The organism is Cupriavidus sp. USMAA2-4 (assembly GCF_001854305.1).
GTDB classification, from domain to species: Bacteria; Pseudomonadota; Gammaproteobacteria; order Burkholderiales; family Burkholderiaceae; genus Cupriavidus; species Cupriavidus malaysiensis.
In genome coordinates this window covers 337,714-352,947 of sequence record NZ_CP017750.1, presented here as the reverse complement: position 1 = coordinate 352,947, position 15,234 = coordinate 337,714, and the positions used below count along the sequence as shown (strand labels likewise).

The window sequence follows — 15,234 nt, the reverse complement described above, 5'->3', positions numbered from 1 at the left end:
GCCTTGTGCGGCAGCGCATTTCCCGGTTGCTGTTCCTTCCGGTGCAAAATCTGGCGCATTTCAGGCCAGCGCTGCTATCTCCTCGCGCCCCGTACTCACGGCACGTGCTTAAAAAATGGTTTCAGGCAGCGAATGCCTCGCCGAACTGCCGGGCCCGCTTGACATCATCGGTATGTAAGTAGATGGACGTGGTCGAAATTGAGGCGTGGCGCAGGTTGTCGCGCACAGCGCTCAGTTCGACACCCTTGGCCAGCGCGTGGGTCGCGTGGGTGTGCCGCATCCAGTGTGGTGTCGCCCGGCGGAGCTTCTCTGCCAACGCTGGATGATCGCCTTCGATGATGTCCGCTGCGAGCCTGAAGAATCGGCGCATGACTTCCCACAGGCGCAGGGGCGTGATGCCGGTTTCACCACCATCCAGGCTACCGATTAAGGGCGTAGTGGGGTTCCAGCGAGCGCGGCTGACAGGGAGCTCGCGCTCCAGCAGGTAGCGTTCCAGCGCTGCCCGCGCCAAGGGCGTCAATGCGACCCTAGCGGGCTTGCCACCTTTGCCGACCAGGTGCAGCCAGTGATCGCCCAAGGCGTCGGCGTCGAGGTGACGCAACGCGGCATTGGCCAGTTCGCTGATCCGCAGCCCGGTCGCGTATCCGAAATCCAGCAGGAAGCGAAGCCGTTGTGCGGCCGCAGCTTGCCAGCCGTACGACCACTCGAGGCCGTTGGCGATGGTCCGTACCAGCAGCCATTCGCCTTCGGTGAACGCGTGCGTGGTTTCCACGGCCATGGCACGCTGGCTGCCGCGCACCTTGATACCCGCAAATGGGTTGGCAAGCACATAGCGTTGTTCCACCAGCCAGCGGAACAAGGCGCTGAGTACGGCCAGCGCATGTGCGACCGAGCGCGCCGAGAGGTTATCGACAAACGGGCGCCAGTCCGGCGACGTGCGTGGCCGTGGTGGTCCGACCCAGCGCTCGCGCGGCGTGGGTCTGCGCAAAAATGCCCGATAGTCGGTCGCATCCTTGGTCGTCAAGGATGAAAGGGCCTTCCCTCGCGCTACGATGGCCCACAGGATCAGCCGTTCGGCTTCCTTGCGGTAGGCGCGCTGCGTGGCCGGCGATTCGTGCAGGGCCAGCCAAGCCTGGATGGCCTCGTAATCATTGTCCACACCCAGAATGCAGGTCGACAGCGGAGCGCGGAAGGCGCCGGCGGAGCCGTCGACCTCGTGGGGCAGCCGCAGGTGTTCCCACGGCGTCACGATGGACCGTCGGTCGGCGACGATCAAAGCGCGGGCACGTTCGGTTAGCACCGGGTGTGCGGCAAAGAATGCCTCGATCTGGCGGGCGCTGGTGACTCCGAGCCCCGGCACGGCGGTCCACCACTGTCGCCGGCGGGGGATTCGAACGGTTAGGTCGGCCAGAGTGTTGATGCCAGCGGCCTGCAGCGCGCGTACGGCGCGCGCTGGCAGCCACTGTGCCACGGCATCGCTGATCTGTGGCGAAGGCGCGGGGGTTACACGCAGTTGCTCGATGGCCGCCGCAGCTGCCCGGGCGTAGCCCACGCGCTCGGTGGCAGAGCACACGAAGACTTCCGCCAGGTCGGGGCGCTGGCGCTGCCGGGCATACTGAACGAGTTGGCGCCGGATCGCTCCGATGATGCCTCTTGCCGATTGGCCATCGCCAATCCGATCACGCAGGTAGCGGTCGGCCGACTCACGCGAGGAAGCGCCCTCGTACCAGGCGCGCAGCGTGGCAAGAGCGGCGGGGTCGGGCAGGCCATCGGGAACAGTTAGGCGTCGGGGCATTTTGTGTGGAGCAAGTTACGTACCAAGATATTGGTACAGAGATAATAACTCTTATCTCTGTACCCATGATTCGAAACGTTGCCGAGGCATGGGCACACCTGTCCCTGGGGCGCGCGAGGCGGCATTGGGGGGAGGGTCGGCGGGCATGGGCTAGAATCGGCTGTGGGCTACAACGCCCGTCACGAACCGTGGGCGGGGCCGAGCAGACTGCCCGCCGTTATCTTCCCCCGCCATGCCAATCGCCTATCCTGGGGCCCAATCCTTGCGCGAGCGCGCCGACGCAGTCCTGTGGATCAAGTCACAGATGGCCCGGCTCGGGCTGAGCTATGAGCAACTCCTGGCGGCAGGCTGTTTCGCGGCGCCCGGCGTAGCCGGAGGCTCTGCCTCAGGCGTCATCAAATTTCGGGACGCCGCTGGCCACGCCTGGAATGGCGTGGGCGACCTGCCGGATTGGTTGCAGCGCGCGGTCAATGCGGGGCAGTCGATCGAGCATTTCCGCGCAGAGCAAAAGGTATAGCTTGGCGGAGGGCCGTACCCGACCCGTTACCGCCGCTGATCACACAGCATGTCAACGACCACTTGTTGAGTGGAAGCGGCCGTCCAATGCCGTTGTGGTGAAGCAACCAATGGCGACACCGACGCATATCGCGACACAGGATCGAAATTCAGAAGCTGTCGCAGCCGGTAAAAAGCGTCCCAATTGCAATCGCGTACCGCGAGTTTCCTTCCATGCCAGTACCCGGGTGATCATGCTTGTTCCCATTTTTTGCGCTACTTCGATACGGCGGCGCTGAACGAGAAGGCATCGAACACAGTCACGCTGTCCGCCTTCGTCCAGACGCCAACTGCGCCGGCGCCACTGATGTGCTCGTCCGTTACGTCAATCTGTCGTTTGCCGTCCAGGGAAACCTGGATATGACTCCCGGCGAATTCCACGCGCAATGTGTGCCAGACCCGGGCGGCGACTGGTGTTTCCTGATACTTGATCGTGTGCCTGCGTCCGCCGATCGTGTAATACAGAGAGACGTTGTTCTCCAATGCGTTTGCTCTCGCGACGTAGTACTGGTTACCGTCCTTCCAGCGCCAAACCACCCCACCGGCCTGATCATCCCGACCAGCGATCGGCTTGAACTTCACCTCGACATACCCGTCAGTAATAGAGGCGTCCTGCTTCACGCACCACGGAAAATCGCCGGAGCCAGACTGCTTGAGCACATTGGCCCCATTTGGCGCGGTCGGGTCGGCCTCAATGGTCCATTTCGGCTGGCCACGTCCGGTGACGCCAGCCAGCCACCCTGCGGGCAACGCCCCTTGCTTGTCTTGACTGAACATGACGGTCTCCCCCAATGTGGGCAGGGTCATCAGTAAAAGTAGTGGAGTGAGTAAGATCCGCTTCATCCGGCCCCCCGGTGCGTTCACGCAGGCATTTTTGGTGGCCACTGATGCGTTTCCGCCTGGCAACTCTGACACCATGCATACAGCGCGTCGTACATCACCATGCCGCGTTCAAGCATTTCATGGTCGTCGGTGAAGACGTGAGACAGCCCCAGTGAAATCGCATAGAGTCCGCTCGACTGCGGTGTCAGGTCCAACCGTGATGTATCCGCGCCGCGCACAATGCCGGCCAGTTGCTGCAGGGCCGGATCACCGCCGAGCTTGTACCTATCAAGAAACGCATCGAAGCTGCAAAGCTCGCCCACATGCGTCAGCTCAACACCAGGGATGTCATAAGGAATGGCACCGGATTCGTTGGCGATGCGCACGACGTCTGCGGCCGGCACGTACAGGAAGTCCGGCGTCTCGTCGATGAAGCGTGCGATCAGCCACGGGCAGGCGATGCGATCGATCTTGGGGCGTTCACGCGTGATCCATTTCATGGCGCAGTCCGTGGTTTGCTAACCGTGGGATGACTACCGGCGGCCCATTCTTCGAGACCGCCGACCAGATACGACGCATCAAAGCCAGCGGCTTCCAGCAGCGCTGCGCAGTCTTGGCCAACTTGGTGGCCGCGAACGCAATAGACGATGACCGGGCGGTTTGCGTCGAGAGTGGAAATCCAGTGGCCAAGGTCATCGGGGTTGCGCCAGATGGCCCCCGTGATAATTTGGTCACTCGCATCGAACGCTGCCTTGCGTCTGACGTCGATCAATTGCGGTGAGTCGAGGGCTTGCAAAGCCGCGGCGAGTTCACGGGAGGTGGTAGCATTCGGCATGGGCAATCCTGCGTCGGTTATTGCTGAGCTGTGGCAGCAAAGCGGGTTGCCACGCGTTGCCAACTGATGTTCGGCAGGAACGCATCGACATACGCGGCCGCCTTGGCGCCGTAATCCATGTGGTAGGAGTGCTCATACATGTCGAGCGCCAGGATGGGTGTGGCGCCTGCGAGCGTATGGGCGTGATCCGACGCCCACTGGTTGACGAGCCGCCCGTCGCGCGGCGAATAGGTGAGCAACACCCAGCCCGAGCCACCGCCAAGCGCCTTGCCCATTGCCGTGAATTCGGCCTGCCAGCGCGAGACCGAGCCAAAATCGCGCTCGATAGCGGCTTTCAGGTTGCCTTCCAGCGGCCCGCCATCGCCAAGGCTGTCGAAGTACACCTCGTGCAAGATCATCGAATTCGTGGCGATGAGTTCCTCACGTTTCAGCCCATTGAGTACGAACACAGGTGCGGTCGCGACATCCAATGCGACAAGCTCCGCCGTAATGGCATTCAGTCGCTTGACTGCGCCACCGTAGTTGTTCTCGTAGTGGCTGAAGATTAGTTTCTCGGACAGGCCTGGCAACCCCGCCGGATCGCATGAGAGCGGCTTCATCTGGTAAGTCATCGTGTCTCCTGTGGCGATTCAGTGGTGCAGCAGCGGATAGGCGAGCAGGCCGATCGCGGCGGCACCTGCAACAATCATGGGCTCGGACAGTTTCTTGAACTTCAGCAGCAGTGCAACGGTGACCAGTGCCAGCAACACCGTGGGGATATCGATGATCGAGCGCTTGGCCAGCACGATGACCGCGCCCGTGATCGCGCCGATGGCGGCTGCCGTGACACCATCCACGAACGCCAGGATGGCGGGCAGCTTCCCGTATTTCTTGAAGTACGGTGCCGGTAGGATCGTGAACAGGTAGCAGGGCAGGAACGTTGCCGCCGCTGCCATGCAGGCCCCCGGCAGTCCTGCGACCAGATAGCCGATGAAGCCGACGGTGATGACTACCGGGCCAGGCGTAATCATGGCCACGGCCACGGCGTCCACAAACTGCTTGTCGTTCAACCAGTGGTGTTCGGTCACCACGCCGCCATACAGGAACGGCACGATGGCGAGCCCCGAGCCGAAGACGAACGCACCGGCCTTGGCGAAGAACACACCGATCTGCGAGAGCAGTGGCCAGTCCACGGTACTTAGCAGACCACTTGCCGCCGGCAACGGTGCTGCCGCCATCGCATTGAGCTTGCCTTGGCGGAACCATTTGGGCGGTGCACGCCAGAACCAGACCAGAACGCCAGCCGCCAGAAATAGCCAAGCCACCTCCGATTCGGTGATGACCGTCACTGCTGCGAGCACCAGGTAGATGCACCACAGCAGTTTGTCCTTACCAACACTCTTCTTGGTCAGCTTGTAGGCACTGATCGCAATGATGCCGATGACGGCGGCACCCACCCCGTAGAACACGGACTGCATCCACGTCAGTCCACCGAAGCGCGTGTATGCCCAGCCGAGTGCCAACACCATCAGGAAAGAGGGCAACACAAAGGCGATGCCGACGAGCGTCGCGCCCAGGATGCGGTAATGCACATAGCCAAGGTAGATCGCCAGTTGGGCCGCCATGGGCCCTGGCGCCAGTTGTGCCAGCGCGATGCCTTCCTTGTAGTCGGCGTCGGTGATCCACTGGCGCGCGTCCACCAGATCACGGTGCATGTAGCCGGCCAGGGCCACCGGGCCACCAAAGCCGAAGGTGCCGAGTCGCAGGAAGTAAAGCACCAGTTGCCGTAGCGTGTAGCCGGGGCGCTTATGGGTTGACTGGTCCGATGCGGTATCGGCTGGTTGGGGCGAGTTCATCGTTAGTCTTGAGGTGTGAAATTGATTGGCGAATTTGGATTAGCGCTTGCGGCTACTGGAGAAGTGCAGATGGAGCGAATCGAGGACATGGCTCATCTCGTCCAGCAGGGCATCATCGTCGGACAGCCGCTCACGGGCACCGGTCAGCACGGCTTCAAAGCCGCTCGCTTCCGCGACGGGCATGCCGCCGATGTCGAGTACATGAATCATCTGGCCAAGGCGCGCCAGCCCCTTGTCCTCGTCGAGCCCAAAGCTGGCGAGCAACACTTCAAAGGAAACGCGGTCGCCGATATGCGTGAACGTCGCGCCATCGAAGTCGAATCCCAACGCGTCGTCCGGGCATTCGTGCATGTCGGCGAGCCAGAGGAAGGTGGCGTGGGGATCGATGAAGCGCCGGATCAGCCAGGCACAGGCGACGCGGTCCACCCAGAGGTGCCGGCGTGTCGCCCAGTGCCGCCCCTGATACTGGGTGGGATCACGTCGTGGGATGCTGCCGGCTACCCCATGTGGTTCGCCCGGCGACAGGAGAATGTCAACGGCCGCGTTGAAGTCGCGCCATTGCGCTTCGGCCCGGGCCGAAGCGTCGTTGGGGAAGAAGTCGATATGGCGAATCGCGTCGAATCCCCGGCCGTGGCGGCGCACGAGGCGCAGCAATTCCGCTTCGTCCGTGTCGCCCAACGTTGCGCGCGCACCGGAGAGTTCGGCCGCCCAGGCCGCGTATTCGGCCGACCGGTCGAACAATGCGCGATACTCGGCATCCTCTCGCGCATCGTTCGTGTGGACCGAGAGGATCCAAACCTTGCCGTCTTCGCTGGTCGCGTCGGCAGCGAGCTTTTCGAGCTGGCCGCGCAATCCCGGCTGGTCGGGCAGAAGGTAAGCGCCGTCCCGCAACGACGCGCCGCCGAGCGACTTGATGCCGCGCCACAGTCGCATACGCGGGGTCGCAGCCGATGTCGGCAGGCTGACGATCAGCAGCAGCCAGGTGGCTTGGGGGCTGGATGGGAGAGGATTCATGCGCCAAGCGTAGCTGGCCGTAGTCGCCTCTTCAATGTTGTAGAGATCTCTACAATTCAAATATTCGATACGGATGCGAGGGTGTCTGCCGCTTAGCGCCGTATTAGCTAGGTCAACAGCTTGGAGATCAGCAATGGCTGACATCGACGAATGGCTAAATAGCGCCTCAAGGATCATACGAAAGGCGTCTTCCGAAACGGACATCGCGGAAATTCAGAGGCGGATCGCGGCAGAACCGACGCAAGAAGTCCTTGTCGCGCGCCACGATGTGTGGCGAGCCGTCCTCTGTGCCGCTGTGGCGGCGCTGGTGGCGTACGCGGCAATGGACCGAGTGGCCACGAGCCTGGTGGTCAGGACTGGACCGACCTGGGTGGCAACGCCGTCTGCCGCATCGCCGTTCGGCCTGCTGATCGGCGAATGATGACGCCGCGAACCCGACGCCTGTCCATTTCCACGCTGGTTGGCGCGCTAGTCGGCATTTCCGTGGCGATTGCAGGTGTCTATGTCACGCGTTCCTCGCATGAACGGCACACCGACTTGCATGAAATGCTGCACGAAGCCGTGCCGCTCGACGCCAACGAGCGCGAAATTCTCGAACTGAAAGAAGAGGCATTTGCCCAGCGCCGTCGGGAGATCGAGATGCGGTTGCGGGCGGCGAACGGAAAGCTGGCGAACGCCATCGCCAGAAATCCAAACTGGTCGCCCGAGGTCGAGGCCGCAACCCAGGAGGTCGAGCGCGCCGCCGGCGACCTGCAGCGCGCCACGCTGGTCCATGTGTTCGAGATGCGTGCCGGTCTCAAGCCCGAGCATCGGCCTGCCTACGACCGCGTCCTTGTCGATGCGCTTCGCCGTGGATCGCAGTGAATCCCGACGACGCGGACAAATTGCTCGCCCGCCAGGCGGCCGAAGGCAACCAGCGCGCGTTCGGTCAGCTTGTGGAACGGCATGGCATCGCGCTGGCTCAGGCTGCGCGCAGCTTTGGTATTCCCGAGACCGACGTTGACGACGTCGTACAGGACACCTTTGTCGCCGCATGGCACGCGCTGGATGATTTTGATCGAGACAGGCCGTTTCGCGCGTGGCTTTTCCGCATTGGACTCAACAAGATGCGGGACCTGTATCGCTTCCGGCGCGTCAGACAATTCCTTTTCGGCGCTGAGGACCTTGGCGACATGGAACTGGCCGGCGGGGTCGCACACGATGAGCCGGGCCCGGAACAGCACGTGGCAGCGCGCCGGGACCTGGCACGCGTAGTCAAGACCCTGGACAAGCTGGACAAGGGCTCGCGCGAAGCGATTGTATTGACGGCAATCGTGGGAATGTCCCAGCCGGAAGCAGCAGCCGTGCTTGGCATGAGCGTGAAAGCCATCGAGGGGCGCATTGCGCGTGCGCGGGCCAAACTTGCCGCCGTACTCGAGGCGGGCTCCCAAAAATAAAGACCCAATCCGACGAGGGGAAGCACCACCTGGATTCGTATAGAGAGGAATAGTAGTCAACCTTCTCTCTTCGATGAAACAGGTGATTTTTTCGTTGCTTTGCCGGCCTCGCTACCTCAGCGTGGCGTTGTGGTGCCTGCCTGCCGCATTGAGCCATGCCGCCGAGGCGCCTCCCTATCAGAACCTGTTGCAGCAGTCACTGGCACTTGCCCCGGCAATGGTCGCGCAGGCGGCCAATGTTCGCGCCGCCGGCGCCGACGCCGCTCAGTCCCGTGCCTGGCTCAACCCGCGGATCGATACCGTGCTGGAGAACTTGGGCGCCCCGGCAAGCGAAGGCGTAAGCCAGCGCCAGAATACCTATTCGATCACGCAGCCTTTTGAAATTGGGGGCAAGCGGGGCGCGCGCATCGAGGTCGGAGAACGCAACTTCGCCGCAGCACAGGCGCGAGAGCGGCAGGCTCAGGTGGCCTATGCCGCGGAACTCGCTGTGGTCTACGCAACCGCAGAAGCGATGCTGGGGCGCCAGGCGCTGGCGACCGAAAATCTGGCACGCGCCAATGAGGAGCTGGCGGCGGCGCGTGCCCTCGTCGATTCCGGGAAAGAGGCCAGTTTGCGCAGCGCGCAGGCAAGAGCCAGTGTGTCGGCGGCGCAGGCTGCCGAGGCGGCAGCCACCAACGACGCCACGCAAGCATTGGCAAGGTTGTCCGCGCTGTCTGGCGCCTCGGAGCCCTATACGGCGGTCACGAGTTCCTTGCTGACGGCCCAGCCGGCCATCCTGAATGCTCCCACCGCGCTTGGCGAGTCCCCCTCGGTGCGCGCTGCCGAAGCCGAACGCAATGCATTGGACGCCCAGGTGGACGTCGAAAGAAAGCGCTGGATCCCCGATGTCGGCGTCAGCGCGGGGGTACGCCGCTATGGCTGGACCAATGCCAGTGGCTACGTGGTGGGCGTGACGGCTTCCCTTCCGTTGTTTGACCAGAACCGCAATGGCATCAACGCTGCCGTCGAACGCGTCGCGGCTGCGCAGGCGCGGCTCGACAGCATTCGGCTTGAGGCGAATGCCGTACGCCAGTCCGCCATCTCCCAAGTGGCCACGACGGAAAAGCAACTCGCCGCGGCTAGCGAGGGAGAACAGGCGGCTACGGAAGCCTATCGCATGGGGCGCATTGGTTATGAATCAGGCAAGACGCCGCTGATGGAACTGCTGGTCGTGCGACGTGCACTGATCGAAGCCCGGCAACTGACGATTGACGCGCGCCTGGCGCGCGTGCGCGCCTTGGCGGCGCTGGCTCAGGCAGACGGCCGTCTGGCATTTGAGGAATCACGATGATGAAGAACGAGCGTCGGTCTGTGAACTGGCCAATGGTAGCTGGGGTGGCCGCAGTGGCGGCGGCGGTGGGTTTCGGCGCGGCGAGACTGTCTGGGCCGGAGAAGTTGCCCGCATCGTCACAGGCTGCAGAAGCGAAGAAGCCGGGAGTCACGGCGGAAAAAGCTGGCCCACAAGAGGTCAAAATTCCGGCCGCCTACCTTGCGGCCGCCAACATCGCGGTGGAGCCGGTAGCGAGCGCAGCAGTCGGCGCGGAAATCCTGGCGCCGGCCACGGTGGCAGCAGTGCTCGGCAGCGAGGCGGTTATCGTGTCGCGCGCCGCCGGCGCCGTGCAGCGTATTCAGCGCCGGCTTGGCGATTCCGTGCGGGCGGGTGATGTGCTGGCCGTGGTCGATAGCCCCGATGCAGCCGCCATGGCTGCCGAGCGCAAGGTCGCGCAGGCGAAGGCCGATCTCGCGCGCAAGACCTACGAGCGCGAGGCAAGCTTATTCCAGCAGGGCGTCACGCCCCGTCAGGAAATGGAAGCAGCGAAATCCGCGCTCGAAGTTGCGCAGGCCGAAGCGCAGCGCGCTGCCACGGTGGCCCAGTCCGCGCATCTGGCCAGCGACGGGCGCTCGGTGGCCGTCGTCAGCCCGATTGCGGGCAAGATCACGGCCCAGTCCGTCACGCTGGGCGCTTTCGTGGCCCCCCAGGCGGAACTCTTCCGCGTGGCCGGCACCGGTGCCGTGCAGGTGGAGGCCGCCGTGACCGCCGCCGATACGAACCGCATTGCCACCGGTAGCGACGCCACCATTGTGCTGGCCAACGGCTCGCCGCTGCCGGCGCGCGTGCAGGCGGTCACGCCGACTGTGACAGGTAGCGCGCGTGCCGCGACGGTGGTCGTGGTGCCGGCGCAGCCGACTGATCGGCTCGTGGTGGGCGAAGGCGTCCAGGTGCGCCTGCGCACGGCGGCGAGCGATGCCGCTTCCCTTTCTGTGCCGGAAGACGCGGTGCAGAACCTCGACGGCCGCGACGTCCTCTTCGTCCGCACGCAGGAAGGCTTCCGTCCACGTCCCGTGCTGGTGGGTACCCGTAGCGGTGGTTCGGCGCAAATCCTCTCCGGTGTACAGCCCGGCGAACAGGTGGCCACCCGCAATGCCTTCCTGGTCAAGGCGGAAATGAACAAGGGCGGCGGGGACGAGGAATGATCGAGCGTATCCTCAGCGGCTCGGTCCGCTATCGCTGGCTGGTTCTGTTCCTCACGGCAATCGTCGCGATCATTGGCGCCTGGCAACTCAACCTGCTGCCGATCGATGTCACGCCTGACATCACGAACAAGCAGGTCCAGATCAACACCGTGGTGCCGACGATGAGCCCGGTGGAAGTGGAAAAGCGCGTCACGTATCCGATCGAGACGGCTATTTCCGGTCTGAACGGTGTCGAGAGCACGCGCTCGATGTCGCGTAACGGCTTCAGCCAGGTGACCGTGATCTTCAAAGAGAGCGCGAACCTGTACTTCATGCGCCAGCAGGTAACCGAACGGCTGGCCCAGGCGCGTCCGAACCTGCCGGGAAATGTCGAGCCGCAGATGGGACCGGTATCGACGGGGCTGGGTGAGGTCTTTCACTACAGCGTCGAGTACCAGTATCCGGACGGCACCGGCGCCCCCATCAAGGACAGCGAGCCGGGCTGGCAGAGCGACGGCAGCTTTCTGACCGAGCGTGGCGAGCGTCTCGATGATCGCGTCTCAAGGCTCGCCTATCTGCGCACGGTGCAGGATTGGATCATCCGGCCGCAGTTGCGCACGACGCCTGGCGTGGCCGACGTCGATTCACTCGGCGGTTACGTCAAGCAGTTTGTCGTCGAGCCTGACACCGCCAAATTGGCAGCCTACGGCATTTCCTATGGCGAGCTTGCGCAGGCACTTGAGGATGCCAATCTGTCAGTCGGCGCGAACTTTATCCGGCGCTCCGGAGAGTCATACCTGGTGCGCGCCGATGCCCGGATCAAATCGGCCGACGAAATATCCCGGGCTGTGATTGCCCAACGACAGGGTGTGCCGATCACGGTGGGACACGTCGCAGCGGTCAAGATTGGCGGAGAACTGCGGTCCGGTGCCGCCAGCCGCAATGGCAACGAAACCGTGGTGGGCAGCGCGCTGATGCTCGTTGGGGCCAACAGCCGCACCGTGGCGCAAGCCGTGGGCGACAAACTGGACCAGATCTCGAAGACGCTGCCGCCAGGCGTGCTGATCGTTCCTACTCTCAATCGCTCCCAACTGGTGATTGCGACCATCGAAACGGTGGCGAAGAACCTGGTGGAAGGAGCGCTGCTGGTGGTGGCAATCCTGTTCGCCCTGCTGGGCAACTGGCGTGCGGCGGCCATTGCCGCCCTGGTCATTCCGCTGTCCATGCTGGTCAGCGCGATCGGCATGAATCAGCTCAATATTTCCGGCAACCTGATGAGCCTGGGGGCGTTGGACTTCGGCCTGATCATTGACGGGGCGGTCATCATCGTGGAGAACTCGCTCAGGAGGCTGGCTGAGCGGCAGCACCACGAGGGGCGTGTGCTGACACTCAATGAGCGGCTGGAAGAAGTTATCCAGTCCTCCCGCGAAATGGTCCGTCCGACGGTCTACGGCCAGCTCGTGATCTTCATGGTCTTCCTGCCATGCCTGACCTTCCAGGGAGTGGAAGGCAAGATGTTCTCCCCGATGGTGATTACGCTGATGCTGGCACTCGCGTCGGCCTTTGTGCTGTCGCTGACCTTCGTGCCCGCCATGGTGGCAGTGCTGCTGCGCAAGAAGGTGGCTGAGAAGGAGGTGCGCATCATCGCGGCAACCAAGCAGCGCTACCGGCCGTGGCTTGAGCTTGCCGTGGCGCGCCCAATGCCGTTCATTGGCACCGGTGTTGCGACGCTGGCGATCGCGGCGGCGGCCTTCACGTTTGTCGGACGCGAATTCATGCCGACGCTCGACGAGCAGAACTTGAACCTGTCGTCGGTGCGTATTCCGTCGACGTCGATCGACCAGTCGGTCGCCATCGATCTGCCACTTGAACGCGCTGTGCTGTCGCTGCCGGAAGTCCAAACGGTGTATTCGAAGGCGGGCACGGCCAGCCTGGCGGCCGACCCGATGCCGCCGAACGCTTCGGACAACTACATCATCCTGAAACCGAAGGACGAGTGGCCGGAGGGGGTCACGAGCAAGGAACAGGTTATCGAGCGCATTCGCGAGAAGACCGCGCCGATGGTCGGCAATAACTATGATGTGACGCAGCCGATCGAGATGCGGTTCAACGAACTGATCGGCGGCGTGCGTAGCGACGTCGCCGTGAAGGTCTATGGCGAAAACCTGGACGAACTGGCGGCCACGGCTCAGCGCATCGCGGGCGTGCTGAGAAAAACCCCGGGAGCCACCGACGTTCGCGTGCCACTAACCAGCGGTTTCCCGACCTTCGACATCGTCTTCGATCGCGCCGCAATCGCCCGCTATGGCCTGACGGTCAAGGAAGTGGCTGATACGGTGTCCGCGGCTATGGCGGGTCGGCAATCCGGGCAGATCTTCGATGGCGATCGCCGTTTCGACATCGTGGTTCGCCTGCCGGGCGAGCAGCGTGGGAACCTCGACGTCCTCGGCGCGCTTCCGGTCATGCTGCCAGCGGTTGACGGTCAGCCTCGTGCCTCGGTACCGCTACGCCAACTCGTGCAGTTCCGGTTCACGCAGGGTCTCAATGAAGTCAGCCGCGACAATGGCAAGCGTCGTGTGTACGTGGAAACCAATGTGGGCAGCCGCGATCTGGGCAGCTTCGTGGACGATGCCGCGGATCGCATCGCCAAGGAAGTCAAGCTACCGCCAGGCATGTATATCGAGTGGGGCGGCCAATTCCAGAATCTGCAGGCGGCAACCAAGCGCCTGGCCATCATCGTACCGCTGTGCTTCATCCTGATCGCCGCGACACTGTACATGGCGATCGGCAGCGCCGCACTGACGGCGACCGTACTGACGGCAGTGCCCCTGGCGCTGGCTGGCGGCGTGTTCGCACTGCTCCTGCGCGGCATCCCGTTCTCGATCTCGGCGGCCGTCGGTTTCATTGCGGTGTCGGGTGTGGCTGTGCTGAACGGACTGGTACTGATTTCAGCTATCCGGAAGCGGCTTGAAGATGGCATGACACCGCACAGTGCGGTGATCGACGGTGCCATGGAACGGGTCCGGCCGGTGCTGATGACTGCCGCAGTGGCATCGCTCGGTTTTGTTCCGATGGCCATTGCCACCGGCACCGGTGCGGAAGTCCAGAAGCCGCTGGCCACCGTCGTCATCGGTGGACTCATCACCGCAACCGTGCTGACATTGTTTGTGCTGCCGGCACTTTGCGGCATGGTGCTGAAGCGCCGGGCCGCCGGCCGGCCGGAAGCGCAAGCCGTGCTAGAAATGTGAGTTCGCGAGTCCACTTTAGCCCCATCCCCTGATCCGCCATGTCCATTCGTACCGCATCTCCGGCATTACTGGCCGCTCTGCTATTCGGTGCAAGCACGCCGCTGGCCAAGGCGCTGACCGGTTCAGTTGCCCCGCTCTTGCTGGCCGGGCTGCTATATCTGGGCAGCGGCTTCGGCTTGGCCCTTGTGCTCGCGATCCGAAGAATCTGGGCGAAGCCTGATCCGGGAAATGATCATGGTGGCATTCCGCGAGCAGAGGTGCCGTGGCTAATTGGCGCAATCCTTGCGGGCGGCGTGGCGGGGCCAGCGTTGCTAATGACTGGCCTCGTCTCGACCAACGCCGCGTCGGCATCCCTGCTGCTGAACGTGGAGGGTGTGTTCACGGCCGTCATCGCCTGGGTGGTGTTCAAGGAGAACGCCGACCGACAGATTGTTCTGGGGATGATCGCGATCGTGGCCGGCGGCTTGCTGCTTTCCTGGCAGCCGGGCAGCCTGCAGATGTCGACTGGCGCGCTGCTTATCGTCGGCGCTTGCCTGTGCTGGGCGGTTGACAACAACCTGACCCGCAAGGTCTCCAGCAATGACGCGCTACTCGTCGCCTGCCTGAAGGGTGTTGTCGCTGGACTATGCAACACGACGCTCGCCCTGATGCATGGGGCTGTGTTTCCACCGCTCAGTACCGCGACAGGTGCGCTGGTCGTCGGATTCGCCGGATACGGTGTGAGTCTCGCCTTGTTTGTGGTGGCGCTGCGTCTGTTGGGCACTGCGCGAACCGGTGCGTATTTCTCGGTCGCACCATTGTTTGGAGTCCTGATCTCATTTGTGATCTGGCCTGAAGTGCCAGGCTTGGCTTTCTGGCTTGCCGCGGCGCTGATGGCATTGGGCGTGTGGTTGCACCTGCGCGAGCGGCACGAGCACGAGCATACCCATGAGCCACTGGCGCACAGCCACTCGCATCGACACGACGAGCATCATCAGCATGAGCACGACTTCCCATGGGATGGCAAGGAGCCCCACAGACACTGGCACGCGCACGAGGTGATGGTACACAAGCATCCGCATTATCCGGACGTGCATCATCGTCATTCGCATTAGCGTGGCACTGCCTCCGCACTGTTGAAAATCGCTTGAGGGTCCTCCGACCACTTTCTCTACCTTGAGCTAAAGGAAGCTCAAGTTTCGGTAGTGCAAGACGAGGAGGC

General features: G+C 63.2%; 15 protein-coding genes. 8 read left to right on the top strand and 7 right to left on the bottom strand.

Annotated elements, in window-relative coordinates; translation table 11 throughout:
• Positions 1–121 precede the first annotated feature (121 nt).
• The gene (locus BKK79_RS37695) at positions 122–1,795 is read right to left on the bottom strand and encodes a site-specific integrase (RefSeq protein ID WP_029306638.1); all 1,674 of its coding nucleotides are present in this window, start codon (positions 1,793–1,795) and stop codon (positions 122–124) included.
• 232 nt (positions 1,796–2,027) lie between these two features.
• On the opposite strand from BKK79_RS37695, the gene BKK79_RS37690 reads away from it, so the two are divergent.
• Positions 2,028–2,312 (top strand): H-NS family nucleoid-associated regulatory protein, encoded by a 285-nt coding sequence (locus BKK79_RS37690; RefSeq protein ID WP_017515957.1) that lies wholly within the window; start codon positions 2,028–2,030, stop codon positions 2,310–2,312.
• 254 nt (positions 2,313–2,566) lie between these two features.
• Here BKK79_RS37690 and BKK79_RS37685 read toward each other — a convergent pair whose 3' ends face one another.
• Genes BKK79_RS37685 through BKK79_RS37665 form a run of 6 tightly spaced genes read right to left on the bottom strand, consistent with a single transcriptional unit; the run spans position 2,567 to position 6,856 of the window.
• Complete coding sequence (locus tag BKK79_RS37685) at positions 2,567–3,193, bottom strand: hypothetical protein (protein ID WP_017515956.1); 627 nt, start codon at positions 3,191–3,193, stop codon at positions 2,567–2,569.
• Positions 3,194–3,210: 17 nt separating this feature from the next.
• Entirely contained in the window at positions 3,211–3,672 is a 462-nt protein-coding gene (locus BKK79_RS37680; RefSeq protein ID WP_024570398.1) for a chromate resistance protein ChrB domain-containing protein, read from the bottom strand.
• Positions 3,669–4,007 (bottom strand): rhodanese family chromate resistance protein ChrE, encoded by a 339-nt coding sequence (gene chrE, locus BKK79_RS39835; RefSeq protein ID WP_017515810.1) that lies wholly within the window; start codon positions 4,005–4,007, stop codon positions 3,669–3,671. Before chrE ends, BKK79_RS37680 begins: the two co-directional genes overlap by 4 nt.
• A gap of 17 nt (positions 4,008–4,024) precedes the next feature.
• Positions 4,025–4,618: a superoxide dismutase gene (locus tag BKK79_RS37675; RefSeq protein ID WP_017515809.1), complete on the bottom strand. Its 594-nt coding sequence runs from the start codon at positions 4,616–4,618 to the stop codon at positions 4,025–4,027.
• An 18-nt stretch (positions 4,619–4,636) separates the two neighbouring features.
• On the bottom strand, positions 4,637–5,842 hold the full coding sequence (locus BKK79_RS37670) for a chromate transporter (RefSeq protein ID WP_024570397.1): 1,206 nt from the start codon (positions 5,840–5,842) through the stop codon (positions 4,637–4,639).
• A 39-nt stretch (positions 5,843–5,881) separates the two neighbouring features.
• Positions 5,882–6,856: a chromate resistance protein ChrB domain-containing protein gene (locus BKK79_RS37665; RefSeq protein WP_017514989.1), complete on the bottom strand. Its 975-nt coding sequence runs from the start codon at positions 6,854–6,856 to the stop codon at positions 5,882–5,884.
• Positions 6,857–6,989: 133 nt separating this feature from the next.
• Between BKK79_RS37665 and BKK79_RS37660 the strand changes: the two genes are divergently transcribed.
• The 7 genes from BKK79_RS37660 (at position 6,990) to BKK79_RS37630 (ending at position 15,127) form a co-directional block, all read left to right on the top strand.
• Entirely contained in the window at positions 6,990–7,277 is a 288-nt protein-coding gene (locus tag BKK79_RS37660; protein WP_017514988.1) for a CnrY/NccY family anti-sigma factor, read from the top strand.
• On the top strand, positions 7,274–7,720 hold the full coding sequence (locus tag BKK79_RS37655) for a periplasmic heavy metal sensor (RefSeq protein WP_024570396.1): 447 nt from the start codon (positions 7,274–7,276) through the stop codon (positions 7,718–7,720). Before BKK79_RS37660 ends, BKK79_RS37655 begins: the two co-directional genes overlap by 4 nt.
• Positions 7,717–8,292 carry an RNA polymerase sigma factor gene (locus tag BKK79_RS37650; protein ID WP_017514986.1) on the top strand — a complete coding sequence of 192 codons (576 nt, stop codon included), beginning with the start codon at positions 7,717–7,719 and terminating at the stop codon, positions 8,290–8,292. Before BKK79_RS37655 ends, BKK79_RS37650 begins: the two co-directional genes overlap by 4 nt.
• Positions 8,293–8,365: 73 nt before the next feature.
• A complete protein-coding gene (locus tag BKK79_RS37645) occupies positions 8,366–9,622 on the top strand; it encodes a TolC family protein (RefSeq protein ID WP_024570395.1) in 1,257 nt (418 codons plus the stop codon).
• Positions 9,619–10,806 (top strand): CzcB/NccB family metal efflux transporter periplasmic adaptor subunit, encoded by a 1,188-nt coding sequence (gene czcB, locus BKK79_RS37640; protein WP_024570394.1) that lies wholly within the window; start codon positions 9,619–9,621, stop codon positions 10,804–10,806. The genes BKK79_RS37645 and czcB overlap by 4 nt, the downstream gene beginning before the upstream one ends.
• On the top strand, positions 10,803–14,033 hold the full coding sequence (locus BKK79_RS37635; protein ID WP_024570393.1) for a CusA/CzcA family heavy metal efflux RND transporter: 3,231 nt from the start codon (positions 10,803–10,805) through the stop codon (positions 14,031–14,033). Before czcB ends, BKK79_RS37635 begins: the two co-directional genes overlap by 4 nt.
• Before the next feature lie 38 nt (positions 14,034–14,071).
• Positions 14,072–15,127 carry a DMT family transporter gene (locus tag BKK79_RS37630; RefSeq protein WP_024570392.1) on the top strand — a complete coding sequence of 352 codons (1,056 nt, stop codon included), beginning with the start codon at positions 14,072–14,074 and terminating at the stop codon, positions 15,125–15,127.
• Positions 15,128–15,234 lie beyond the last annotated feature (107 nt).

Coding starts and splice junctions, on each gene's coding strand:
- BKK79_RS37695 (WP_029306638.1), bottom strand. CDS start 1,795: ATGCCCCGACGCCTAACTGTTCCCGATGGCCTGCCCGACCCCGCCGCT.
- BKK79_RS37690 (WP_017515957.1), top strand. CDS start 2,028: ATGCCAATCGCCTATCCTGGGGCCCAATCCTTGCGCGAGCGCGCCGAC.
- BKK79_RS37685 (WP_017515956.1), bottom strand. CDS start 3,193: ATGAAGCGGATCTTACTCACTCCACTACTTTTACTGATGACCCTGCCC.
- BKK79_RS37680 (WP_024570398.1), bottom strand. CDS start 3,672: ATGAAATGGATCACGCGTGAACGCCCCAAGATCGATCGCATCGCCTGC.
- chrE (WP_017515810.1), bottom strand. CDS start 4,007: ATGCCGAATGCTACCACCTCCCGTGAACTCGCCGCGGCTTTGCAAGCC.
- BKK79_RS37675 (WP_017515809.1), bottom strand. CDS start 4,618: ATGACTTACCAGATGAAGCCGCTCTCATGCGATCCGGCGGGGTTGCCA.
- BKK79_RS37670 (WP_024570397.1), bottom strand. CDS start 5,842: ATGAACTCGCCCCAACCAGCCGATACCGCATCGGACCAGTCAACCCAT.
- BKK79_RS37665 (WP_017514989.1), bottom strand. CDS start 6,856: ATGAATCCTCTCCCATCCAGCCCCCAAGCCACCTGGCTGCTGCTGATC.
- BKK79_RS37660 (WP_017514988.1), top strand. CDS start 6,990: ATGGCTGACATCGACGAATGGCTAAATAGCGCCTCAAGGATCATACGA.
- BKK79_RS37655 (WP_024570396.1), top strand. CDS start 7,274: ATGATGACGCCGCGAACCCGACGCCTGTCCATTTCCACGCTGGTTGGC.
- BKK79_RS37645 (WP_024570395.1), top strand. CDS start 8,366: ATGAAACAGGTGATTTTTTCGTTGCTTTGCCGGCCTCGCTACCTCAGC.
- czcB (WP_024570394.1), top strand. CDS start 9,619: ATGATGAAGAACGAGCGTCGGTCTGTGAACTGGCCAATGGTAGCTGGG.
- BKK79_RS37635 (WP_024570393.1), top strand. CDS start 10,803: ATGATCGAGCGTATCCTCAGCGGCTCGGTCCGCTATCGCTGGCTGGTT.
- BKK79_RS37630 (WP_024570392.1), top strand. CDS start 14,072: ATGTCCATTCGTACCGCATCTCCGGCATTACTGGCCGCTCTGCTATTC.